We start from the raw sequence: 20,721 nt of genomic DNA on the forward strand, positions 1-20,721 counted from the left end.
ACCCATCTGCCTCCGTCCCGTCCAAAAAGAGGAACCGTGCGGTTTCTTCCTCGCTCGGGCAAAGCCCGCTCACGGCAACCCAGTCACCGCAGGTCGGGGCCTTCACGGCGTCCAGAACAACGCGCCATTTCTTCATCTTGGCCACCTCTCTGCAAACGTCTTTCACCGTTCTCTGTCTCTGTCGCGATCGCGGCCCTGCCCGCGCTCGGACGCATTATCACGCCCGCGCCCGAGAATGTCATCCCGCCGCCCCTGGTCACGACCCTCGCCGTCGCGAGCGGCAATATCCCGTTCTACCGCCGCTGCATCCCGCTCCTGTCCGATATCGCGCACACGCCCAAGGATGGCGTCCCGACGATCTCGGTCTGGATCGTCAGGAGCAACCCTCTCCCGCCCGACATCCGGTGCTTGAACCTCGGGTCGATCAACATCGCGCCCCAATACCGCCGCCCGACGCGCATCCATGTCGCCCCGATCGGCACCAGCCTGCGGCCTCTCAACCTCGCCCATAACCCTCTCCTTGATCCGTGACATCGCCGCCTCGGCGCGGCCCCAAAGCTGATCCAGCCGCTCGCGCGCGGTGGCAATGAAGGCGCGCCCCCGCTCCATCAGCTCAAGCCGCAATTCCAACTGCCGCCAGCCCAGCTCCTGGCGCTGTGCATTGCGCGCCTGAGCCGCGCGGAAAGCCTCGCCGCGCTCTGTGACGATCCCGCGCTTTTCCTGAGCATTGGCCGATGGGCCGATTTTTGGCTCGGGCTCGCGACTGAGCTCAACCACTTTTTTCTCGTGTTCCAGTGCAAGCTCTTCCTGCCCGCCCCCGCGCGCCCGCTCGACCTGTTGCTCGGCCTCGACGCGCTGAACATCAAGGGACCGGTGGTCGATCCGCTCCGACCGCCCTGCCTGCTCAAGAGCTGTGTTCGCATCCCGCGCCCAGGCTTCGCGCCAGCCCATCAGCAGGTCCGGCGCATTCCAGCTGCGATCCTTCTTCCCGAACCCCTCGCCGGTCAGCTCGCGCATGGTCAGCATGACGTGTGCATGGGGCTGACCTTGGCCATCACGGGCCTTGCCCTCGTGAACGGCTACATCCGCGATCATACCGCGATCGACAAACTCGCGCTGGACGAACCCGCGCAACAACTCCAACCTCTCGCCCCGATCGAGCTCACGCGGCAGCGCCACTTCGATCTCACGGGCAAGTTGGGCATCGCGCCGTTTTTCAACCGCCTCTACCGCATTCCAAAGCTGGTCGCGATCGCGCATCCAGTCGGGCGCATTCTCGGGGGCCATGATCTCGGAATGCACGACCCCGCCTTTGCGAGAATAGTCATGCTCCAACCCTTGCCGGTCATCCCGCAGCCGCCCAGCCGTCCGGTAGGCGGCGGCTGCGACCGATGACCGGCCCCCTGCCCGGCTGATCACTTTCGCACTGAGGTGATAGATAGCCACGGATCGAGCGCCTCTCTTCAAAACAGGGTCCAGCGCCTGGTTGCGCTGGTCGGGAGCGCGAGGGTGAAACCCTCGTTCAGGTGGCATCGCCGCCTTGGGGGGAAGCCGTCCGGCGCGGGGGTTTACCCCCATGAGGACGCGCACGTTGTCGAAGACAATGTATAAGCGCGCATTTAAATCTTTTCAACCTATCAATCCGCCACTACATTCGCCCCAATTATGCCCGAGGTTGCCCCATGTCCCAAAGCCGCCATCCTGACGCCCGGATCAAAGAACTGGCCGCCAAGAAAGCCCAGCTCGACGCCCAGATTGCAGCGCTCGATTCCCGGCGGCGTCTCTCTCAGAAAAAAGACGAAGACCGCATCAAATGGCTTCTGGGCACTTTGGTCTTCGACCGTTTGAGCGCCGAACCTGCTCTTCAGAGCATCGTGCGGCGCGACCTGCCAGACCGCCTCACCCAGCGGGATCGCGACCGGGGGCTCTGGCAGATTCTGTTTCCTGACGCGCAAGAGGACCGGTCATGAGTTTTGTTCTGGAAGCCCGCCACTGGGTGATCATGATCGGTGCTGTGATCCTGGCCGCCGTCGCCCTGATCCTCGCTCCGCAAGCGGTCGCGATCTACCCGGTGACCACCTATGCCTTCCCAATCATCGCCGTGGCCACCATCCTCGATACCCTCGGGACCACCGCTGAGCGCCACAGGACACCCCTGAAGCTCCTCGCATGGGTCTGCCTGTGCGTGGCCGCCCTCACTGCCCTGACACCCCTCAGAGGGCCGCTCAGCGACATACTGGCGACTGTCCAGGCATGGACGGGCGCTGGCTGGCCCCTCCCCCGTGCCATTTGGGAAGGACTCAAGGGGCTGGCGCGGTATTCTGATCCGCAGAAACAGGCCATGGCGATCTCCTTCGCGCTCGGGGCCTTCGGCGTGGCTGTCGCTGTCAGCACCCCGCTGGTGGCGATCTTCAATCCGCGCATTGGCCGCAACCGCAAATCCCGCACTGGCCCGTGGCAAGCGGGATGGATGGACCCGCGCGACATTGCCCAGCTTGTGCGCAACAAGACCGGCCTGCCCCTCGCCCTGCACAAGGGCAAGCTCCTGCGCTACGTCAAAAACGATGCGAAGGGCTGGCGCGGCGGGCATCACCTCGTCGTCTCCGGCACACGGGGCGGCAAGGGCGTCAGCGCCGTGATCCCGGCGATCCTCGATCACCAGGGGCCGGTCGTCGTCCTCGACATCAAGGGCGAGAATTTCGCCGTCACGCGGCGACACCGCGAAGAGCTCGGGCGCAAGGTGGCCGTCCTCAACCCCTTCGGCCTCGTCGAGGATGGAAAGGATCAGTTCAACCCGCTTGACTACATCCGGCCCCACGAGCTGGCGCGAGACGTGGCCCTGGTTGCGGACGGCCTGGTCAAACCCGAACAAGGCGACGGGGCGCATTTCTCGGAAATGGCCCGCCAGCTCGTCGCGGCGGCGATCGAAGTGGTCGTGACGCAGGAAGAACCAAACCGTCGCAACCTGATCGCCGTCGCCGACCTGCTTCTGTCCGCAAGCCTCGACGGGACGCTTGAAGCCTGGTCAGAAAACAAGGACCTCGTTGGCCACCGCCCTGCCCAAACCGCCGCCACGATCCTGCGCGCGGGTGACCGTGAACGTGGGTCGATCCAGACGGCAGTCTCAAAGGCTTTCGAATGGATGCAATCCGACAACATGCGGCACTTCCTGGCCGGGTCCAGCTTCCGCATGGATGATCTTCTCGACGATCAAGTCGATCTCTTCATCGCGGTGCCGCTCGACCAGGTGGACAAGCAAGCGATCTTCATGCGCCTGTTTATCAATCTCGTCCTGGGCACGGTCGTGCGCCAAGATGGACGGCGTAAGGTCAAGGCCCCGATCCTGCTGGTTCTTGATGAATTCGTGCGGATGGGCCGCATGGAGCAGATCATGAACATCGCCAACGTCGCCGCAGGGGCCGGTGTCGAAGCGCTGTTTGTCACCCAGGACACGGGCCAGGTCGAAAAAGCCTATGGACCAAACGATGCCCGGTCGATCTTCGGTTCCTGCATCACCAAGCGCGTCTTCAACCTCAACGATATCGAAACCGCTGAATGGGCTGCGCGCCACCTCGGGGAAAGCACTGTCTATTCTCAGCAAATTCGAGAGGGCAAAGCCCCGAACGAGGGCCGGGATTTTTCCTATTCAGAGCAACGTCAAAAGCTCATGACGGCTGAACAGATCACTGGCATGAAGGCAGACGATCTGCTGCTGTTGGTAGGCAACCGGAACCCGCTCAAGGCGAAGCAAAATGTGTATTTCAAGAGCAAGGCCTACCGTGGAAGATTCGATCAAAACCCCTTGAACTGAGGCACGTTTCGCTGCTTTTCGGGCGCATTCTTAGTTGCGAGCACTTCTCCATGTGTTCAGGTTCGGAAAGCTACTGCTGAAATGAGGGGAAATTTTGTAGTGTTAAATATGTGTTATATAATGTGTTACGCTGTGGATAAGTGTTCTTAGGACTATGAATTCATTAGGCTTTTAGAAGTGGCCTGTGTGTAGAGTCACGATAAAGCGTGTGTAAAGACACGAAGGAACGTGTGTAAAGACACGAAAGGGCTGTGCCTGTGTGTGAAATCACGAAAGGGCTTGACCGTGTGTGTGAAATCACGAAACATAGGTCATGGTGTGTGAAATCACGAAAGACGGCGACCGCTCTCCCTTGCTGCCTGATCGGCAGGAACAAGGCGACTTTTTTGTATGCGATATCTTTGATGCCGCACCCAAGGGCGACATGGCTTCGATGGCGCATCCGATTTTCTCGCTTTCTACAAAACCAGATCACCGAGTGCGGCGATACGAAGATGGGACGGGGCGAAACTATCTCGAAGTGAAACCTTCGTCCGATGGTCTGGCAACGATCCACGATCGCGATGTGCTGATCTACTGCATCAGTCAAATTATGGCAGCTATCAACAAAGGTCAGAAGGTTTCAAAAATCGTTCGCCTGAAGGCGTTCGACCTTCTGAAAGCAACGAACCGGCCATCGGATGGGCGTGGATATAGCGGCCTTCGAAGCGCCCTCGCCCGGCTGCAAGGGACACAGATTGAGACGAACATCGTGACCGGCGATGTCGAGCAATTGGATATTTTTAGCATCATCGACCGCGCTCGTATCGTACGTGAAACCCGTGATGGTCGGATGCAGGAAATCGAAGTGCAACTCTCTGATTGGGTGTTCAACGCGATCCAAGCGCATGAAGTTTTGACCCTTCACCGGAACTATTTCCGGCTGCGTAAGCCATTAGAGCGGCGCATCTATGAGATCGCCCGCAAGCACTGTGGCTCGAAGAAAGAGTGGAAAATCAGTCTTTCTGCTTTGCAAGACAAGTGCGGATCGGCTTCGACCTCTCGCGAGTTTAAGCGGCTGGTCGGCAACATTGTCGCTCAAGATGAGGCGTACAATCACATGCCGGACTATTCAGTCCGGTTAGACGAAAACATGGTCGTATTTGTAAACCGTCACGCGGAAAAGCCGCAAGCTCTGGCGGCTCCATCCGTGGCGATCCGTTTGAGCCCTGACGTTTATCAGGAAGCCCGTAAGGTTGCGCCGGGATGGGATATCTACACGCTAGAGCAAGAATGGCGCGAATGGATGGCCGACGGTGGTCTCGATGCACCGGCCAACCCGGACAGGGCATTCTTAGGGTTCTGCCGGAAAATCTTTGAGAAACGCGGCAACCCTTAGCCGCTTCTACCCTTCTGTTCTTCAAGCAAAAACTCCAGGCCCTGCCAAAGGGTAAGATCGCGCGTTGAACAAAAAGCCCGGAAATCATCCACCACGCGCTTCGGGCCAGGTATCGAAACTTTGTCCTGCGGCTCTTTGCGTTTGGGGCCAGGTTTAAGGCGCGTCGTTGGCTCCCTGTTGACAAAGCCAAGATCGGCACCGGCCCTGACGGCCTCGCTTAATGAGCCGCCATCGACCTTTGGCCGAGGCTTGGGCGCTGGTGTTGTCTTGGGCAGGTCGATCCCACCTGAGAAGCCGTATTTCCCGCTCATGTCACTTGCTCCTTGGTAAGGGTTGCAATGACGGTTTGTGCGTAGTCGCGGGCATTCTCGATGGCTCCGGTCACCTGCTTCATGGCCTTGTCGGATACAGACGCGGTTTTGCCCTGCATTTCTTGCGTCACGATGTCAGGCAGCTCTGACAAGAGCACACCGTCCCGGAATATGCGGGTGTAAGGCGCGCGCTTGGCGATCCGAACGGGTAGCGTCGGGATGTTGTTGAGCTCCATTTCTTGCCGCACGTCGCGCTCATCCGTGGTCTGGAACGCGGCGTTGGTGCGAGTGAACAAGAGGGCGTAGTTGATTTGCGCGCGGATCATGTTTGCTGTGGTTTGCACCAAGCGAACCGCTTGCGCGGCTTGCCGGGCTTCCATGGGCGAGCCATCGAGCGGGATGATGCACAAATCTGTTCGCGATAGCGCGAAAGTGACGATCTGATCCTTCGACCCTTCAAGGTCGATAATGAGATAGTCAGCCTCGTCGGATAGGCTGTCGATGAGCTCGACCGTCTCTTCGGCCTGCGGTCGCGCATGAACTGTGAAAGGAACGTCTCTGCCTTCGGCTTCGCGCGTCTGGGCCCATGCAAGGATGTTGGCGTTTGGGTCCAGATCGAGAATCGCAACGCGACCGCCAGAAATAGCGATCTGTTCAGCCAAGAGCATGGCGGACGTAGTTTTCCCCGAGCCGCCTTTCGGGTTTGCGAAGGTGATTACATACATGGCGGTAGATTGCCTGCGTTTAACTCTAACGTCAACTATGTCGTTAACAATAATTATAAAGTTAACTTTAACGACATAGTTAGAGTTAACTTCGAGAATGCTTTGAGACGTTCGACCTCGTCACATCTAGGTCGTTCAACCCTACGGGTTTTCAGTAATGGAACCGCAGTTGCGCAATCTCTAGGCTTTGGCCATCGCCAGCTCCACTGACCCGGTAGACCATTCGATCTTCCTGAGAAATCCGCCGGGACCACCAGCCAGTCAAATCGCCCTTCAAAGGTTCCGGCTTGCCGGTTCCCTTGAAGGGGGTCCGCTTGCACTGCTTGATCAGCTCGTTGATCCGGTCGCGTACCTTGTCGTTGGTGTTGACCCAGTATTGATAGTCTTCCCAGGCCTGATCGGAAAAAACCAGCTTCACTCGGCCAGCTCACGCTCTTCGCCAGTTCCAGCATCGAGTTGCGCGATCGACGCGCGCAAGCGGGATGCGTTTTTCGGTGTGGACAAGAGGTGCAACGTCTCGTTGACGGCGTTCCAAGTGTCCAAGGACACAACCACAACGGACTCGCCCTTCTTGCGCGTCACGACAACTTCCTGCTTGTCGTGGATCGCTCGATCCATGACGCCCTTCAGTTGAGCTCGTGCGTCTGAGTAGGTCATAACATCCATGTCGACTCTCCCTTGCTTCCCTCTATATGTACAACATTAAGTACAAGTAAAGGGGTGGTACGAAGGCGGCAGTCAATTTCATGGAGAAATTACGAGAGAGAAAGGGCTCACATGAATGACATCGTTACCCGCCCCGCAGAGGAAATGTCTCGCGAGGAACTTTACGAACTGGTCTGGCAGACCCCCATGAGCAAGCTTGGTGCCCAACTCGCGACGAACGGGCCAGGCTTGGCCGCTCTTTGTCGAAAGCGCCAAATCCCTACGCCACCCTTGGGCTACTGGCAGAAAAAGGCCGTTGGCCGTGCTCCTGAAATGCCTCCTTTGCCGTCATTCGAACCGCCCCAAAAGACCTCCCCTTCAATCAAGCCAGCGCGGGGCAGTGGTAGACCGCCAGTACCTGTGTCCGTCCCATCTCGCGACGCTGAGTCCGTTGCGGAACTACCACCCTTCGATGAAGACGACGAAAGCCTTGACCATATGCGAGCGCTGCACCCGAAGGTGAAGGCATGGGTCGCAGAGCACCGTCAGCTACAGGAGAGCCGTCGAGCGGAAAACCGGCAACGGTCGCGCGACTTTTGGGGAGGATCACTTCCTCATATCAGCGACCTCACTGCGCGTGACCGATATCGCTTCAGGGTGACAAGCACCCTGTTTCGCGCGATCGAGAAGCAAGGGGGACAGATCGGCGAAGCCAAGCTTACAGGCAAGGTGACGTTTCTTGTCAGCGAGCAAGAGCTCAAGTGCGTAATCGCTGAGAAAATGTCGAGGGCGACAAAGATCATGGAAGGGGCAGGGAAGTGGACGGCCCTTCCTCATCACCACCAAACAGGCCTTGTTTCCTCTGGTTTTCTGCGCGTGAGGTTCGACACATACGTCAATGGCCGCAGTCGCGACTGGATTGAAACGCCCAAGAAGAAGATGGCGATTATCCTGCCTGATATTGTAAGCGCCATTATCGCGGCAGGGCCGCTTTTGGCAGAGGAGGCGCGGGAGCGCGCAGAATGGCACCGCCGCTACGAACAAGAGCAGGCAGAACGCCGTGAGCGCCAAAGACAGCTGGAGATAGACCACAAGCGCTGGTGTCGGTTTCAGGAGCACGCAAACAACTGGCGGGAGCGAGATCGGCTTATGGCGTTCATCGACGAACTACGCCACCGCCTGCAAATTGAGGGTGATACCACCATTGAAGATAGACCTCTCAGCGAGTGGATTGTCTGGGCAGAAGAACGAGCCCTGTCGCTCGATCCGTTCCAGAACGGTCTGAAAGGGCTTTTTGAAACCATCAGCTCCGCCTGATTTTTACTTTTTCAAAAATAGTGTAAGCTTCTGTTAAAGCTGTCAAAATCCCAGTGCCCTGCCGTCCAACCGATAGGGCAAACTAAACTGCTATCCGCCTGCCTGGATGGCCTTGGCAAGCTCTATGAATTTGGCGGCTCGCTCATGCAGATAATCAGCTTCGCTTTGATCCAGCCGCGTTGCGGTTATCAGAGTACCCGCTTGGATATTGAGAATGCCGACTCCCGCCGAATCCGGCTTCGCCAATCGTAGTACGGTTAGAAAGCCTCGCTCCTTCTTCCTCGGCAATTGTTCTTTTCCAAAGTGTAAGAAGATAATTCTTCTCTGGTTGTTTTCTTCTGTACGCAAGTACCAAGCTGTTGTGATGTTTAGTCCAGAAATATTAGCCTCAATAGGGCTACGACCCTGCCAAATGAGCGCATGATCTTCCTTTAGATCAAGGTAGTTTTGGCACAGCACTTTGTATCCAGCTGACTTATTTGCGGAAACGCTAGAATGTAGATCTAGAAACTGTTTGGCCGTGATCTTCTGCTCTTCAAGGGCAGTCATTGCTTCGCGAAATTGCTTGTAGCGATCCTTGATGGGGTCATAAGGCAGGTTGAAATCGTCAATTATGCTTCGGGCTTTAGCCTTATCCTTACGCTTGTCTCCATACGCAAAATCAATAAACTGACTGATCCTAATTTTCATTTTGCTATCCTACTTGGCTTCATAGGCAACCTTACGACCACACGACTCCAAATAAAGAGAATTTTGTTGGTCACAGTTGGCGACGTCACAACAGAACCCTTCAAGCCTTCATGCAAGCTTTATTGTAAAAGCTCGCATGATTGGCCACGCCAAAAAGCCAACAAAACAAGGGAAAAATGCCCAGTCGCGCAACCTGTGTCTTTCAACATGCAAGGTTTACAGGTATTATGCAGCTATAACCTCGCAAGGATTTGCCCGTGAAAGCTGCCGTTGAGACCACCTGGAACAAGGGCCGCGTCGTGGGCAAAAAACCTCCGCTGACGCCTGACCAAGTATCACTGATCCGGATGATCTTGCGCCAGGAGAAAGCCTTGCGTGATCTGGCGTTGTTCAACGTGGCCCTCGACACCAGCTTCCGGGGATCGGATCTCGTGCGGCTGCGGGTGGCCGATGTCGCCACGCCTGCCGGGGTGCGCGAGATCGTGGAAATCCGGCAAAAGAAAACCGAGACGCGGAACGCGCGCCCGGTCCAGGCGCGGCTTTCCTCGGGCACGCGCGACAGTCTGCGGGCCTATCTCGCAGCTTCAGAAAAGCCGTTGCACGGCTGGCTGTTCACAGGGCAGGGGGCACGGTGGTCCAATACCCATCTCAGTGAAAGTCAGCTCTGGCGGCTGTTCCGCTCCTGGCTGGAGAAGGCCCGCCTCGATCCCAGTCTCTACGGCCTGCATTCGCTGCGCCGGACCTTCCCGACCCATATCTACCAGCAGACTGGCAACCTGCGCGCGGCCCAACTGCTGCTCGGCCATGCCAGTATTGAAAGCACCAAGGAATACATCGGTACCGAACAGGCCGAAGCCCTCGAAATTGCGCGCAAGTATCACCTGTGACGGCTATGCAGACCTATCTTGAGAAACGCCAGCCTGCGCAGAAAATGGCCCGGTTCTACCGGATGGCGGTCATGCCGAACCTGTTCGGCGAATGGACGCTGTACCGCGAATGGGGCCGCATAGGGCAGGGCGGTCAGGTTCGGATGGATTGGTTCGAGGACGAGAACCAGGCCGTCGCGGCTCTGATTACACTGGAAGCCTCCAAGCGTCAGCGCGGCTACTGGGTGGAGCCTCAGCAGCTCGCGATGTTTGGATAACTTTATTGGCCCAGTTTACATCTGAGCGGGGTGTCTATATGTCCTTAGGACATATAGACACCCCGCTCGAACCTAATCATGCTTTTGTTTGTTTTAAGAACATCTCTTGACATGACGCCATCCTTACCCCTATGTCCTAAGGACATAGGGGTAAGGATGGCAGATGAATTTTACCGAAGGTCTCGAAAAGGCTATAAATGACAAGGACTTACCAGTCATAACCTTCTACGACTTCTTCGTTCTGGGCTACCACCTGTTTCACAAAAAGGCGCTGAACGGCGAGCCGTTGAAGCGCCTCCCGCACGACTGGGATCAGACACGCGCCAAAAATGCGCTACGGCGCCTTGAGGCACGGAAGGCGCTTGTCATGGACTCTGACTTCCGCTCGGGCGTGTGGCGTGTGACGCAATCAACGAGAGCTGGGTCGGCGGAAGAGGTCGCCTGCATCGCTGATCCTTTCGCCTACGTCTCGCATCTATCTGCCATGCAGCGCTATGGGCTTACTGACCGCAGCCCACAGGCGCTACACCTGACAACCCCCAAAAGACCCCTGTGGAATGCGCTCCGGGATAAACGTCTTCATGTAGACCTGCCCGATCTCGACCAAATTGAAGCGCCCGTTCTGAATAGGCCTGGCTTCAAGGATACGATCCGTCGCCGCCCGATCGTGGTGCATGTATCAAGCCACCCCTGGACACCGGCCCCCGTGAGTGGTGAGGAAACGCGGATCACTTCAATTGGCCAAACCTTTGCTGACATGCTTGCCGAACCACAGCTTTGTGGGGGCATGCGCCATGTTCTCGATGTCTGGGAAAATGAGGCGGATCAGTGGGTGCCCGAAATTATTGCCGCAATTGATCTCCTCGACAGTAAGATCGCAAAAGTTCGCGCAGGCTATATTCTGTCTGAAGTCATGGACATAGATGATCCGGCGCTGCACAACTGGGAGCAGTTTGCTCAACGGGGCGGATCGCGCAAACTCGACCCTGACGCCGAGTACGCCCCTGAATTCTCAGAACGCTGGATGATTTCAATAAATGTCTGACACTGACCCGCACGCGCAAGATACAAAATTCGACATCGTCGATGTTGATGTTCGTGCATGGGTCGAAACCGCGCGTGCAAACCCAACGCTCTATCGAGATCGCCAGGTAACGGAAATTGTCTTGGGGGCAATTGGCCTAGCCCCTTCATTATCGAAGACACTCGTTTTGAAGGGCGGGGCGGTCATGGCCCTGGCTTTCAAAAGCAATCGGGTCACCGGGGATGTTGATTTCACCTCGATGGCAGAGCCCGCCGACCTGACGGAAAAGATCATCACCGAACTGAATGAGGTTCTGCCTCGCACCGCGATCAAGCTCGGCTACCCCGATCTCCTCTGTCGAGTGCAATCGGTGAAGAAGATGCCGCGCGCAGAGAACTTCGAAGATCACGAATTCCCCGCGCTCCGGGTCCGCATTGGCTCCGCCAAGCGGGGCACAGGTGAAGAAACCCGGCTGGCGGACGGCAAGGCAAGCCGGGTTCTTGATGTCGAGATCAGCTTCCGTGATCAGGTCTATGCTTTCCAGGAGCTGAACCTGCACGGGGCCGGTGTGGCGGTGCGCGCGTTCACCATTCATGAGCTTGTCGCCGAAAAATTCCGCGCTCTGCTTCAACAAACCATACGCAAGCGCAACCGGCGACAAGATGTCTACGACATTGCATTTTTGATTGGCGAGCATGATTTTAGCGGTGCTGACAAAACAGCCATCCTGACCACATTGATCGAGAAATGCCGCAGCCGTGGGATCGAGGCCAAGCCAGAGTCCATGGATGACCCGGAAATCAAGCAACGCGCCCAGGCCGATTGGGAAACGCTCGCCCTCGAAATTGGTGACCTTCCGCCCTTTGAAGAGCGCTTTGCTCTCATGCGCGATCTCTATGTTTCGCTGCCATGGGGCAGTATCAAGAAAGCCCTTTAATTCATGAATTTGTTCAACCGTAAGACCCTGAAGCGCCACATCAAAGCCGATCCGATCCCGTCCGACCATTTGGCTGCGCTGGAAGCCTGGGCGGAGCTGATCAGCTCGGGGCGGATTGAACGCCTGAAGGAAACCGCCCTGCATGGGCAGTTCGCTTCCAAGATCGTTGAAGGTGTTCTCGGCTACCACGGCCCGGCTGGCGGAGCAGATTACAACGTCTCAACCGAACAAAATATTCTGCGCGGCAGTGTCGATCTGGCGCTAGGCCGCTTTGGCGGCAAGACGCCTGACATCGTGGCACCATTCGAGCTGAAGGGCGCGGATACCCGCGACCTCGATGCTATCATGCCGGGCCGGAACAAGAGCCCCGTTCAACAGGCGTGGGAATACGCCATGAACGCGCGCGGCGTGAAATGGGTGCTGGTCTCGAACATGATCGAGCTACGTTTCTACGGCTTCGGGGAAGGCACCTCGGCCTATGAGGAATTCCGCCTCGACCGGCTGACAGACCCCTCAGAATACGCACGCTTCATGCTGCTTTTGTCGGCGGAAAATCTGCTGTCTGGCCGCACGGCTGATCTGCTGAAAGAAAGCCGCCGCGAAGACAAGGACATCACCGACAGCCTGTATCAGGACTACAAGGACCTGCGCCTCAAGCTCCTGAGTGCGGTCCAGAAGGCCGATGCCGCGATTGCGCCTCTCGATGCGATCGCCCTCGCGCAGAAGATCCTCGATCGGGTGCTGTTCATCGCCTTTGCCGAAGACACCGGCCTGCTGCCAGACAACACGCTGGAAAACGCCTTCATCGCACGTGACCCTTACAACCCTCGCCCCGTCTGGGACAATTTCAAGGGTCTGTTCCGCGCCATCGACGAGGGTAACAACGAGCTGAAAATCCCGCGCTACAACGGGGGTCTGTTCCGCGAAGATGCGGTGATCAACGGGCTGAACATCCCCGATGACATCTGCGAAGGGTTCAAAACCCTGGGCGAGTATGACTTCGCCTCCGAAGTCTCGGTCACGGTCCTCGGCCATATCTTCGAACAGTCCATCGCGGATGTGGAACGCCTGCAAGCGATCGCGCGCGGTGAAAAGGAAGAGCCCGAGAAAACCACTGGCACAAGCGGACGGCGCAAGCGTGACGGGGTGGTCTACACCCCTGATTACATTGCGCGGTTCATCGTGGCCGAAACCCTCGGCACGCATCTGCGGGAAATCTTCGACGACACCTTGCGCGCTCACGCCAAGAAGGGCGCGGATGTCACCGACTATGAAAACATCCCCTGGCGAAAAAAGTCGGCCGAGCTGGAAGCCTGGCAAGCCTATCGCGATCGCCTGAAATCCTTGCGCATTGTCGATCCCGCCTGTGGCTCCGGTGTGTTCCTGATCATGGCCTTCGACTTCATGAAGGCCGAACTGACCCGCGTGAACGACAAGATCAAAGACCTGCTGCCCAAGGCCGAACATTTTGGCGATCTGCTCGACTATGTCCCGGACAGCGAAATTCTGACCGACAACCTCTTCGGCGTGGACGTGAACGAGGAAAGCATCGAGATCACCAAGCTGTCGCTCTGGATCAAGACCGCCCGGCGCGGCAAGGTTCTGGACAGCCTGTCGGGCAGCATCCGCGTCGGTGACAGCCTGATCGAGGACAGCAACTTCGCCTATCTCGATCACGCCTTCACCTGGGAAACGGCCTTCCCCGGCGTCTTTGCCGAAGGCGGTTTCGACGTGGTGCTGGGCAACCCGCCCTATGTGCGGATGGAATTCCTGAAGCTCCTGAAACCCTATCTGGAAAAGCGGTATGAGGTCGTGTCCGACCGGGCCGATCTCTACTGCTATTTCTACGAACGCGGCCTGCGCTTGCTGAAACCGGGCGGGCGCTTGGGCTACATTTCCTCGAACACCTTCTTCAAGACCGGCTCAGGCAAGCCCCTGCGCGAATATCTACTGAAGGAAGCCACCATAGAAAGCGTGGTCGATTTTGGCGACCTGCAAATTTTTGAGGGGGTGACCACCTATCCGGCTATCCTGACCATGAAACGCGGGGCCGCGCACAAAGGACACGAGCTGCGCTTCTGGAAGGTCGATGCACTGCCGGAAAACAACTTCCTCGCCACTTGGGAAGCCGCTGCCGGCCCATATCCACAAATGGCCTTGGGGGCCGGATCATGGGAACTGGAAAACCCCGCCCTGCGCGCGCTTCGTGACAAATTGATCAAAGGTCAGACCACTCTCAAGGAAGTCTTTGGTCCGCCATTGATGGGGGTAAAGACAGGGCTCAAGCCTGCGTTCGTTATTGATACGCCAACAAAAGAACGCATCTGCGCGAGCGATCCACGATCTGGTGAACTGATCAGGCCACTTATCGAAGGAAAGAACCTTCAACGTTGGAGGGCAGATCAACATGGTCACTGGTTGATCTACATCCCCAAAAACCGGATCGAAATAGATCAGTACCCTGCAATCCGTGATTGGCTCCTGCCTTTGAAAGACCGGCTTGAGAAGAGGGCGACCCAACAGGCCTGGTTTGAACTTCAGCAAGCACAAGAAGCCTACGTTCCCCACTTCGAGGGACCCAAGATCATGTGGAGCGACGTCGCCTCAGAGGCCCGATGTCACCTCGATACGTCGGGCGCTTATGGCGAAAACACCTGTTACTTTCTCCCCTGCGACAAGCCCGGCGTAGTTGGCTTCCTAAATTCAAAGCTGGCTTGGTTTATAGTCAAAGCCCTGACCCCAAAGGCACAGGGTGGCTATGCTCGTTTTCAAACTCAGTTCGTCGAACAGCTACCTTTGCTTAATGCTGTCGTAGAAAATGCTGATCTCGAAAAGGAGGCTCAGCTTTGTCATGAGTTAGCGGAGCAACGACAGAAGCTTCAACAGGCACTTGTTCGCCGCATCCCCGACCTCTGCCCGCCTGACCGTGAGCCCAAGCTGACAACCCGGCTTCAGGAATGGTGGACCATGCCCGACTTTGCCACCTTCCGCGCCGAGGTGAAGAAGGTGTTCAAGGCCGACATCCCGCTGGCCGATCGCTCCGACTGGGAAGACTGGATCAACCGCGACCGCGCCGAAATCGCCCGCCTGACCGCCGAAATCGCCCAGGCTGAAGCCCAGATAGACAGCATCGTCTATGATCTGTTCGACCTGACCGAAGACGAAATCGCGCTTCTGGAAAGCGTAGGTTAGCCATGTGTTTGCAAACCAATATTCATTATGGAAGGCGCACTCTTGGACACATCAAACATTCCTCCCTCGATCCGCCGCCAGTGGACGCAGCCTGATATACCAATAATCGTTCGCTCTGGCCTGAAAGGCGACAAGCTGACGGCCCGTCTGCCGTATCGCGCTGACAATCGCCAATGGCTCACGGGCTTGGCGACGGGCAACCGCAGGCCAACAATTCGCTTTGCACATATGGAAAAATCCTGGAAACTTCCCCTGAGCTGGCTCAACCGCTTCGTAGATGGTGCGTTGGATCGCTATGGTCGGGTCTATGTCGTTCAGCCATTTCGAGAAATGGAGAAGTGCGCACCGGCCTGTCGCAATGCAGTTGGGCATGACTGTCAGTGTTCGTGCATGGGCGCAAATCACGGGGCAGGTGACGGCAACGGCTGGTTTGATGTGTCAGACACGTTCTCGTTTCGATGGGGACCGCAGGAAGCCGCGATCCGCCTTATGACTCGCCGCACCTGATCCGCGTCAATCCTCGAAGAACCGTCCGTCGATAGCTTTGGAAAAGCGCAGGAACGCGGTCACGCTATCAAACACGAAACGGGCTTCTTCCATCTGCACTAGGTCGCGATTGTCGTGCGCGAACGACTGGTCGTTGCGGACCGGATTCATCGCTTCAAAAACACTGATGGAGCTTTTCACAATACGTTCTGAAATTGGATTCAGGTTCTGCTGCTCGCGCAGAATCTTTACGTATTTAGCCACCCGTGCGTGAAGCGCATCGTCCTTGCCGCACTCTCCGCCACCATGTTTGCGGACAAGAGACGCAAAGCGCTTCATGCAATATGTGTGAAGGCGGTCCAGAGCTGCCTGTGGCTTGTTCGCGTCCAGATCGCGGCGTATTGAAGCAACAAGCTCTTCCAGCGTTTCATTCGGCTCAAACGTCTCGATTGCAGATGTGTCAATGGCGTCCGCACGCCCCTCGATACGGGCAACAATGGAAAAATAAGACTCCTTCAGCTTGCCCTCGTTTGGCACAGATGGCGCAAACCCTATTGCCTCCCGATATTCCCACATTTCGCGCAATATCTTCGCCACAAGCGCCGGTTGGGCACGTTCAATAAACGAACGCAGTCTCTTTGCCTTTGACGTTCCACGACCGTTAAAGAGCTGCGACTGGTCTTCTGGGTCAATAGCAATCGTTTCATAAAAGAAGTCATTGAAGGTGCGGTCGCTGAAATCCAGGACATATCCCGAATCCATTCCAAGCGCCTGCTCCAGTGCCTCGCGTTCGTGGCGAGGAATCAGCTTCTCATATGTTTTGCTGGCTATCATGCCGTGCAAATACTGCACCAAACGACAACAATCGAGACTGTCTTCCGTCATCAACCAGATTCAGCACGTAGAATCTGCCTGCGTCGTCCCGGCGACAGACCTCTGTTGATATGGCAACTGAGATATCCAGATGCGTCGCCTCCGGGCATCCCATGCACGTCCACGCGAAGCGCCGGGCCTGTCGGAGGGTGGCCTTCAGGCTGCCCTCCGACAGGTCACCCTGAAACCATCCACGGCCAGGATCAAACCATAACGCAAAAGGCCCCCGCCTGCTGACGGGGGCCTCGATCATTCGGCTTGATTGAATGCTATTCAGCGGCCATCCTGTCGGCCCGCGCGGTGCGGGCCATGATGTAGTCCACGGCCTTCTGCGCCTCGGACGCGGCCCGGAAAATCGCGCGGCTGTCTTCTTTCATCGCCTCAAGCCACCCTTCAACATAGGCGGCGCTCTGGTCGAACTCAGGTTCCACCCCGATCTGTGCGCAGAGCATGCAGTTGCCAATCTCCGCGACCAGCTCCTCGAAGGCGTAGGCCTTGCGATCATTGAACCGACCCAAACGGTCCAGCCGCTTTGTCGCCCCTGTCCAGTGGGTCAACTCATGCGCCAAGGTGCCGTAATATCCTGCGGCCTTGTGAAACGTGCCAATCGGCGGCATGTGAATCCGGTCTGTCTTGATGTTGTAATAGGCGCGCGGCTCCTCGGTCACGTCGATCTGCGCACCGGTCGCGGCAAAGAACGCCTCCAGCTCGGGGTCGACCACGGTGCCAAGATCACGGGGCGGATCAGGCAGGATGTAGAATTCGGCGGGCAAGCCCTCGATTTGGTCGGCATTAAACACGCGGTAGGCCTTGGCATAGGGAATCTGGCGTTCCTCGCCGTTCTCGTCCTCGCGCTCGACGGTGCCGTATTTCACGACGGTAGCGGATTTCTCGCCCTTGCGGACATGGCCCCCCAGTTGCTTGGCCTGATTGAACGTCATCCAGCGGGCTGAACTGTAGTCCTTGGCCATCGCCGTGGCCCAAAGCATCAGGATGTTAATGCCCCGATAGGCTTCGCCGTTGAACCGTTCCGGCAAGCTAACCGATGCCCCGCTGCCGGTCCAAGGCTTGCGCCAGGGCGGCGTTCCCGTCTCGATCTGCGCGATGATCTGATTGGTGACATGGGTGTAAACGTCAAACTTTTCTGCGGTCATTTGTGACCCTCCTTTGAGTGACGCGGTCCGGGCCTCTTCCCCTTTCCGCCAATGGGCGGGCCTTCCTGTTCTGTTGTTTGGAATGCCCATGCATTCCGAACGGCAGAGCAGGTAAGGGCAAAGCCCGTCCTGCGGCCTGGCGGGGCCGTGACAACCGGGTGGAGGGCGTGAATTTGGGAGGGAACCGCGCGCCTGCGCGTGGGAGGAACCGGAATTCTCGACCGGAACCGACGCCCTCGGGCGGCGCTTGCCGGTTTTCTCGGACCTGCCAGGATGGCAGGCGGATCAATAAGATTTGGAAACTGTCAGGGATGGGGTGAGCGGGCGTCAGCCCGTCGATCCCCTGCCCTGTCTATCGCTCAAAGCGAGACCGGCACACTGCCGGGATCACACAATTTCTAGGGCTGTTTATCATTGGGGTTCATCAACTTATCCAACAAACTCAATGCATGTGTACTGATACCCCCGCCCGGAATAATCGAAGTACTGGCTCTCCTTCGCGCTTCGAAACTCATTCCAAGCAAAGCCGGAATCCTGCGGCAATGTGCAGGATTCACCATTGAGGTGGGCTGTAAGAGCGTGGGAGGCTTTGGGTAGTTCATCTCCAAAGCAAAACGCTGATATGTACGGAGCTGATTTGCTTTTGCTGCCCCAAACAACCATTCCATCGCGCGACACGATAAATGCAACGGGCTTGCTGGACAGCCCGACAAACCGCAAAGCACTCGCCTGGAGTGAGCACTCGAAACGGTTTCCTATCTCGCATAGAGAATCCGTATTCCAGCCAATCCCGCTAAACTCATCTCTGAGAAGGTTGGCAGGCATAAGTAGCCACGACGCAAACACGTTGGCCTCGGTTTCTATCTTATCCCTGAAATCGTTCAGGGTATCATCGCTGTCTTCGAAACGATCCCGCAAGCCCCGATGGCACATGAAGTGTCCCAACTCATGGGCATATGTGAACCGTTGACGCCGCTTGTTCTCGATTTCCGAGTTCAGCAAAATCGTCCACTTGTCGGTGTTCTTTGTTTTAACAAGACACCCTTCGAAGGAGTCATAGCTGCCTATCTTGGTTTTCAGTTCGCCACCAAAATCGCTGTTCTGAAGTGCGCCATCAATGAGCTTTGAAATATCCAGTGGGTAAGTGTTTGGGCCGTGGCCCTGCCAGAGCCTTGTAAGACGGTTGGCCTCTTTCATCGGAGGGCTGCTAATCTTCGTCGTCAAAACCTGAAACTATCCTCTCAATCGTGCGCTTGTCATTCTCAGACAGCTTATGGAATTTTCTAAAAAAGGCATCCTCGATTTGTCGGTCAGAAGGCTCGTCTTGCGTATCGTCCAGGAAGAACTCTGGCGAGGCCCCAAAATGATTTGCGATCTTTAGCAGCAACTCAGCGGACGGCTTGGCATTCTTCTTGTTTTCGAGCTGCCAGACATACGCCTTTGATGACCCTAGGACCGTCGCCAGCTCCTCCTGCGTCATGTTCTTGGATGTTCGGATTTTTCTGAGCTTTTCGCCAAATTTTTCTGACATGCAAGATTCTCTCTGTTCGCGGGTTGACAGAAGTATAGCGATCACTATATCTGACCTCAAGTGTAGCACTAGCTATACTTATGTAAACCAAAATGGAGAACGAAAAGATGGCTGACAGAAAAGTTACCGCGTCGGGAAAAGACAAGGACGGCGACATCACCAAGCTTTGCAAATCAGGCGAGGCATGGTCCCCACGGATGAAGGCTGACGCGATCCGCGATATCGAAAACGGCACGCATACCTACTACGTCCAGCAGGCTGGCACGTCTCGTGTCGACATCACCGTGGTGAACGGAACGACCGGCAAATACCTTCGTTCGACCGCCGATAAGTCGTCGAGCAACAACTTGGACAATCTCCCTGATTGCTAAGCCTATGACCCTACAACATCAGGGCTCGCAGATAGCATCTACCTCTGCGGGTCCGTTTCAACCTGGCATCCTTGAATGTCATAAAAAGAAGGATATTACCTCATGCCACAGGATCATCAGATCACCTGCATTATCCCAGACGGCGCGGACTCTGACCGGCGTATTGACAGCATCGGCGGAGCCACTGGTTCAAAGAGTGGTGGTCCTTGGTGCATTAAGCTCGATGTTGCCATCAAAGGTATCGAAGACGGCACTTGGCGCTTCTGGACCAGCGTAAATGGCAACTCGGTCTGGGTCATCATCGCTACGCGGAATGGAAAGAAATACCTGAAAACCGAAGCGGATGGTGCCGAACCGAATAACCTCCTTAGTCTGCCGCGCTGCAAATAGGCCTTGGGGTGCGCAACACCCAAGTGCCTAGCCTATCTCAACCCTAACCGGCTCAGGACACCACGCCTGCTTTCCTGGCCCTCCAAAAGCCGTTTCTCGAATTCGACATTCGACGGCAGGCTTACCAGGGTCAGACGCCACAACGTCTTGTCGTGCGGCCAGCTCGGCGGACGCCAGTCCTGACGTTCCACCCCGACTATCTCCATGCAGTCTGGAAAGTGCAGCCACGGAACCTGCTCGCCACTGGGAGAGTTGCCAACCTGCTCCTGTGGGGCATCGAGGAACGTGAACCCATCTGCCTCCGTCCCGTCCAAAAAGAGGAACCGTGCGGTTTCTTCCTCGCTCGGGCAAAGCCCGCTCACGGCAACCCAGTCACCGCAGGTCGGGGCCTTCACGGCGTCCAGAACAACGCGCCATTTCTTCATCTTGGCCACCTCTCTGCAAACGTCTTTCACCGTTCTCTGTCTCTGTCGCGATCGCGGCCCTGCCCGCGCTCGGACGCATTATCACGCCCGCGCCCGAGAATGTCATCCCGCCGCCCCTGGTCACGACCCTCGCCGTCGCGAGCGGCAATATCCCGTTCTACCGCCGCTGCATCCCGCTCCTGTCCGATATCGCGCACACGCCCAAGGATGGCGTCCCGACGATCTCGGTCTGGATCGTCAGGAGCAACCCTCTCCCGCCCGACATCCGGTGCTTGAACCTCGGGTCGATCAACATCGCGCCCCAATACCGCCGCCCG

The 20,721-nt window shown here is 56.9% G+C and carries 24 protein-coding genes; 12 read left to right on the plus strand and 12 right to left on the minus strand.

Features of this window, described 5'->3' with window-relative positions; translation table 11 throughout:
• Positions 1-162 precede the first annotated feature (162 nt).
• Positions 163-1,446, minus strand: coding sequence for a MobQ family relaxase (gene mobQ / locus ROSMUC_RS15880; RefSeq protein ID WP_052115417.1), 1,284 nt, complete (start codon positions 1,444-1,446; stop codon positions 163-165).
• Between the two features lie 236 nt (positions 1,447-1,682).
• On the opposite strand from mobQ, the gene ROSMUC_RS15885 reads away from it, so the two are divergent.
• The 3 genes from ROSMUC_RS15885 (at position 1,683) to ROSMUC_RS15895 (ending at position 5,189) form a co-directional block, all read left to right on the plus strand.
• Positions 1,683-1,970 carry a hypothetical protein gene (locus ROSMUC_RS15885; RefSeq protein WP_037275332.1) on the plus strand — a complete coding sequence of 96 codons (288 nt, stop codon included), beginning with the start codon at positions 1,683-1,685 and terminating at the stop codon, positions 1,968-1,970.
• Positions 1,967-3,811: a type IV secretory system conjugative DNA transfer family protein gene (locus tag ROSMUC_RS15890; RefSeq protein ID WP_037275333.1), complete on the plus strand. Its 1,845-nt coding sequence runs from the start codon at positions 1,967-1,969 to the stop codon at positions 3,809-3,811. Before ROSMUC_RS15885 ends, ROSMUC_RS15890 begins: the two co-directional genes overlap by 4 nt.
• Positions 3,812-4,124: 313 nt before the next feature.
• The gene (locus ROSMUC_RS15895; RefSeq protein WP_037275334.1) at positions 4,125-5,189 is read left to right on the plus strand and encodes a replication initiator protein A; all 1,065 of its coding nucleotides are present in this window, start codon (positions 4,125-4,127) and stop codon (positions 5,187-5,189) included.
• Here ROSMUC_RS15895 and ROSMUC_RS15900 read toward each other — a convergent pair.
• The 4 genes from ROSMUC_RS15900 to ROSMUC_RS15915 all read right to left on the minus strand — a co-directional run bounded on the left by ROSMUC_RS15900 (position 5,186) and on the right by ROSMUC_RS15915 (position 6,891).
• On the minus strand, positions 5,186-5,500 hold the full coding sequence (locus tag ROSMUC_RS15900) for a hypothetical protein (protein WP_037275335.1): 315 nt from the start codon (positions 5,498-5,500) through the stop codon (positions 5,186-5,188). The two genes, ROSMUC_RS15895 and ROSMUC_RS15900, sit on opposite strands and share 4 nt — an antisense overlap.
• On the minus strand, positions 5,497-6,225 hold the full coding sequence (locus tag ROSMUC_RS15905) for a ParA family protein (protein ID WP_037275336.1): 729 nt from the start codon (positions 6,223-6,225) through the stop codon (positions 5,497-5,499). The genes ROSMUC_RS15900 and ROSMUC_RS15905 overlap by 4 nt, the downstream gene beginning before the upstream one ends.
• 151 nt (positions 6,226-6,376) lie before the next feature.
• Positions 6,377-6,643: a Txe/YoeB family addiction module toxin gene (locus ROSMUC_RS15910; protein ID WP_036743748.1), complete on the minus strand. Its 267-nt coding sequence runs from the start codon at positions 6,641-6,643 to the stop codon at positions 6,377-6,379.
• On the minus strand, positions 6,640-6,891 hold the full coding sequence (locus ROSMUC_RS15915; protein WP_037275337.1) for a type II toxin-antitoxin system Phd/YefM family antitoxin: 252 nt from the start codon (positions 6,889-6,891) through the stop codon (positions 6,640-6,642). The genes ROSMUC_RS15910 and ROSMUC_RS15915 overlap by 4 nt, the downstream gene beginning before the upstream one ends.
• Before the next feature lie 111 nt (positions 6,892-7,002).
• Between ROSMUC_RS15915 and ROSMUC_RS15920 the strand changes: the two genes are divergently transcribed.
• Positions 7,003-8,187: a hypothetical protein gene (locus tag ROSMUC_RS15920; protein WP_037275338.1), complete on the plus strand. Its 1,185-nt coding sequence runs from the start codon at positions 7,003-7,005 to the stop codon at positions 8,185-8,187.
• A 90-nt stretch (positions 8,188-8,277) separates the two neighbouring features.
• Here ROSMUC_RS15920 and ROSMUC_RS15925 read toward each other — a convergent pair whose 3' ends face one another.
• A complete protein-coding gene (locus ROSMUC_RS15925) occupies positions 8,278-8,877 on the minus strand; it encodes a hypothetical protein (protein ID WP_037275339.1) in 600 nt (199 codons plus the stop codon).
• Positions 8,878-9,134: 257 nt separating this feature from the next.
• On the opposite strand from ROSMUC_RS15925, the gene ROSMUC_RS15930 reads away from it, so the two are divergent.
• From ROSMUC_RS15930 to ROSMUC_RS15955, 6 genes are all read left to right on the plus strand, one after another.
• Positions 9,135-9,764, plus strand: a complete 630-nt coding sequence (locus ROSMUC_RS15930; RefSeq protein WP_052115419.1) for a tyrosine-type recombinase/integrase — start codon at positions 9,135-9,137, stop codon at positions 9,762-9,764.
• A gap of 5 nt (positions 9,765-9,769) precedes the next feature.
• Complete coding sequence (locus ROSMUC_RS15935; protein WP_037275343.1) at positions 9,770-10,021, plus strand: WGR domain-containing protein; 252 nt, start codon at positions 9,770-9,772, stop codon at positions 10,019-10,021.
• A gap of 163 nt (positions 10,022-10,184) precedes the next feature.
• Positions 10,185-11,066 (plus strand): type IV toxin-antitoxin system AbiEi family antitoxin domain-containing protein, encoded by an 882-nt coding sequence (locus ROSMUC_RS15940; RefSeq protein WP_037275345.1) that lies wholly within the window; start codon positions 10,185-10,187, stop codon positions 11,064-11,066.
• On the plus strand, positions 11,059-11,982 hold the full coding sequence (locus tag ROSMUC_RS15945; protein ID WP_037275347.1) for a nucleotidyl transferase AbiEii/AbiGii toxin family protein: 924 nt from the start codon (positions 11,059-11,061) through the stop codon (positions 11,980-11,982). Before ROSMUC_RS15940 ends, ROSMUC_RS15945 begins: the two co-directional genes overlap by 8 nt.
• A 3-nt stretch (positions 11,983-11,985) precedes the next feature.
• Positions 11,986-15,174, plus strand: a complete 3,189-nt coding sequence (locus tag ROSMUC_RS15950) for an Eco57I restriction-modification methylase domain-containing protein (protein WP_037275348.1) — start codon at positions 11,986-11,988, stop codon at positions 15,172-15,174.
• Between the two features lie 27 nt (positions 15,175-15,201).
• Complete coding sequence (locus ROSMUC_RS15955) at positions 15,202-15,681, plus strand: hypothetical protein (protein WP_075571754.1); 480 nt, start codon at positions 15,202-15,204, stop codon at positions 15,679-15,681.
• Between the two features lie 6 nt (positions 15,682-15,687).
• Here the strand turns inward: ROSMUC_RS15955 and ROSMUC_RS15960 are convergent, their stop codons facing one another.
• From ROSMUC_RS15960 to ROSMUC_RS15975, 4 genes are all read right to left on the minus strand, one after another.
• Entirely contained in the window at positions 15,688-16,545 is an 858-nt protein-coding gene (locus ROSMUC_RS15960; protein WP_245875207.1) for an abortive infection family protein, read from the minus strand.
• Positions 16,546-16,802: 257 nt separating this feature from the next.
• Positions 16,803-17,687, minus strand: coding sequence for an ArdC family protein (locus tag ROSMUC_RS15965; RefSeq protein ID WP_037275350.1), 885 nt, complete (start codon positions 17,685-17,687; stop codon positions 16,803-16,805).
• A 429-nt stretch (positions 17,688-18,116) separates the two neighbouring features.
• Positions 18,117-18,884 carry an ImmA/IrrE family metallo-endopeptidase gene (locus tag ROSMUC_RS15970; RefSeq protein ID WP_037275352.1) on the minus strand — a complete coding sequence of 256 codons (768 nt, stop codon included), beginning with the start codon at positions 18,882-18,884 and terminating at the stop codon, positions 18,117-18,119.
• 10 nt (positions 18,885-18,894) lie between these two features.
• Positions 18,895-19,218: a helix-turn-helix domain-containing protein gene (locus tag ROSMUC_RS15975; protein ID WP_037275354.1), complete on the minus strand. Its 324-nt coding sequence runs from the start codon at positions 19,216-19,218 to the stop codon at positions 18,895-18,897.
• A 107-nt stretch (positions 19,219-19,325) separates the two neighbouring features.
• Here ROSMUC_RS15975 and ROSMUC_RS15980 point away from each other — a divergent pair, with 107 nt between their 5' ends.
• Both ROSMUC_RS15980 and ROSMUC_RS15985 read left to right on the plus strand, forming a co-directional pair.
• Entirely contained in the window at positions 19,326-19,589 is a 264-nt protein-coding gene (locus tag ROSMUC_RS15980; RefSeq protein ID WP_037275364.1) for a DUF3892 domain-containing protein, read from the plus strand.
• 102 nt (positions 19,590-19,691) lie between these two features.
• A complete protein-coding gene (locus ROSMUC_RS15985) occupies positions 19,692-19,979 on the plus strand; it encodes a DUF3892 domain-containing protein (RefSeq protein ID WP_037275356.1) in 288 nt (95 codons plus the stop codon).
• Positions 19,980-20,011: 32 nt separating this feature from the next.
• Here ROSMUC_RS15985 and ROSMUC_RS15990 read toward each other — a convergent pair whose 3' ends face one another.
• Together ROSMUC_RS15990 and ROSMUC_RS21215 are read right to left on the minus strand one after the other, a co-directional pair.
• Positions 20,012-20,404 carry a hypothetical protein gene (locus ROSMUC_RS15990; RefSeq protein ID WP_037275358.1) on the minus strand — a complete coding sequence of 131 codons (393 nt, stop codon included), beginning with the start codon at positions 20,402-20,404 and terminating at the stop codon, positions 20,012-20,014.
• A gap of 26 nt (positions 20,405-20,430) precedes the next feature.
• On the minus strand, positions 20,431-20,721 hold a 291-nt coding region (locus tag ROSMUC_RS21215; protein WP_206018467.1), incomplete at its 5' end, for a hypothetical protein.

It is taken from the genome of Roseovarius mucosus DSM 17069 (genome assembly GCF_000768555.3).
GTDB lineage: Bacteria > Pseudomonadota > Alphaproteobacteria > Rhodobacterales > Rhodobacteraceae > Roseovarius > Roseovarius mucosus.

Bases quoted from the DNA above. Each gene is read 5' to 3' on its own strand.
- ROSMUC_RS15915 (WP_037275337.1), bottom strand. From the start codon at position 6,891: ATGGATGTTATGACCTACTCAGACGCACGAGCTCAACTGAAGGGCGTC.
- ROSMUC_RS15955 (WP_075571754.1), top strand. From the start codon at position 15,202: ATGGAAGGCGCACTCTTGGACACATCAAACATTCCTCCCTCGATCCGC.
- ROSMUC_RS15940 (WP_037275345.1), top strand. From the start codon at position 10,185: ATGAATTTTACCGAAGGTCTCGAAAAGGCTATAAATGACAAGGACTTA.
- ROSMUC_RS15965 (WP_037275350.1), bottom strand. From the start codon at position 17,687: ATGACCGCAGAAAAGTTTGACGTTTACACCCATGTCACCAATCAGATC.
- ROSMUC_RS15895 (WP_037275334.1), top strand. From the start codon at position 4,125: ATGGTGTGTGAAATCACGAAAGACGGCGACCGCTCTCCCTTGCTGCCT.
- ROSMUC_RS15945 (WP_037275347.1), top strand. From the start codon at position 11,059: ATGTCTGACACTGACCCGCACGCGCAAGATACAAAATTCGACATCGTC.
- ROSMUC_RS15975 (WP_037275354.1), bottom strand. From the start codon at position 19,218: ATGTCAGAAAAATTTGGCGAAAAGCTCAGAAAAATCCGAACATCCAAG.
- ROSMUC_RS15935 (WP_037275343.1), top strand. From the start codon at position 9,770: ATGCAGACCTATCTTGAGAAACGCCAGCCTGCGCAGAAAATGGCCCGG.
- ROSMUC_RS15985 (WP_037275356.1), top strand. From the start codon at position 19,692: ATGCCACAGGATCATCAGATCACCTGCATTATCCCAGACGGCGCGGAC.
- ROSMUC_RS15950 (WP_037275348.1), top strand. From the start codon at position 11,986: ATGAATTTGTTCAACCGTAAGACCCTGAAGCGCCACATCAAAGCCGAT.
- ROSMUC_RS15980 (WP_037275364.1), top strand. From the start codon at position 19,326: ATGGCTGACAGAAAAGTTACCGCGTCGGGAAAAGACAAGGACGGCGAC.
- ROSMUC_RS15905 (WP_037275336.1), bottom strand. From the start codon at position 6,225: ATGTATGTAATCACCTTCGCAAACCCGAAAGGCGGCTCGGGGAAAACT.
- ROSMUC_RS15920 (WP_037275338.1), top strand. From the start codon at position 7,003: ATGAATGACATCGTTACCCGCCCCGCAGAGGAAATGTCTCGCGAGGAA.
- ROSMUC_RS15990 (WP_037275358.1), bottom strand. From the start codon at position 20,404: ATGAAGAAATGGCGCGTTGTTCTGGACGCCGTGAAGGCCCCGACCTGC.
- ROSMUC_RS15970 (WP_037275352.1), bottom strand. From the start codon at position 18,884: ATGAAAGAGGCCAACCGTCTTACAAGGCTCTGGCAGGGCCACGGCCCA.
- ROSMUC_RS15960 (WP_245875207.1), bottom strand. From the start codon at position 16,545: ATGACGGAAGACAGTCTCGATTGTTGTCGTTTGGTGCAGTATTTGCAC.
- ROSMUC_RS15900 (WP_037275335.1), bottom strand. From the start codon at position 5,500: ATGAGCGGGAAATACGGCTTCTCAGGTGGGATCGACCTGCCCAAGACA.
- ROSMUC_RS15890 (WP_037275333.1), top strand. From the start codon at position 1,967: ATGAGTTTTGTTCTGGAAGCCCGCCACTGGGTGATCATGATCGGTGCT.
- ROSMUC_RS15925 (WP_037275339.1), bottom strand. From the start codon at position 8,877: ATGAAAATTAGGATCAGTCAGTTTATTGATTTTGCGTATGGAGACAAG.
- ROSMUC_RS15885 (WP_037275332.1), top strand. From the start codon at position 1,683: ATGTCCCAAAGCCGCCATCCTGACGCCCGGATCAAAGAACTGGCCGCC.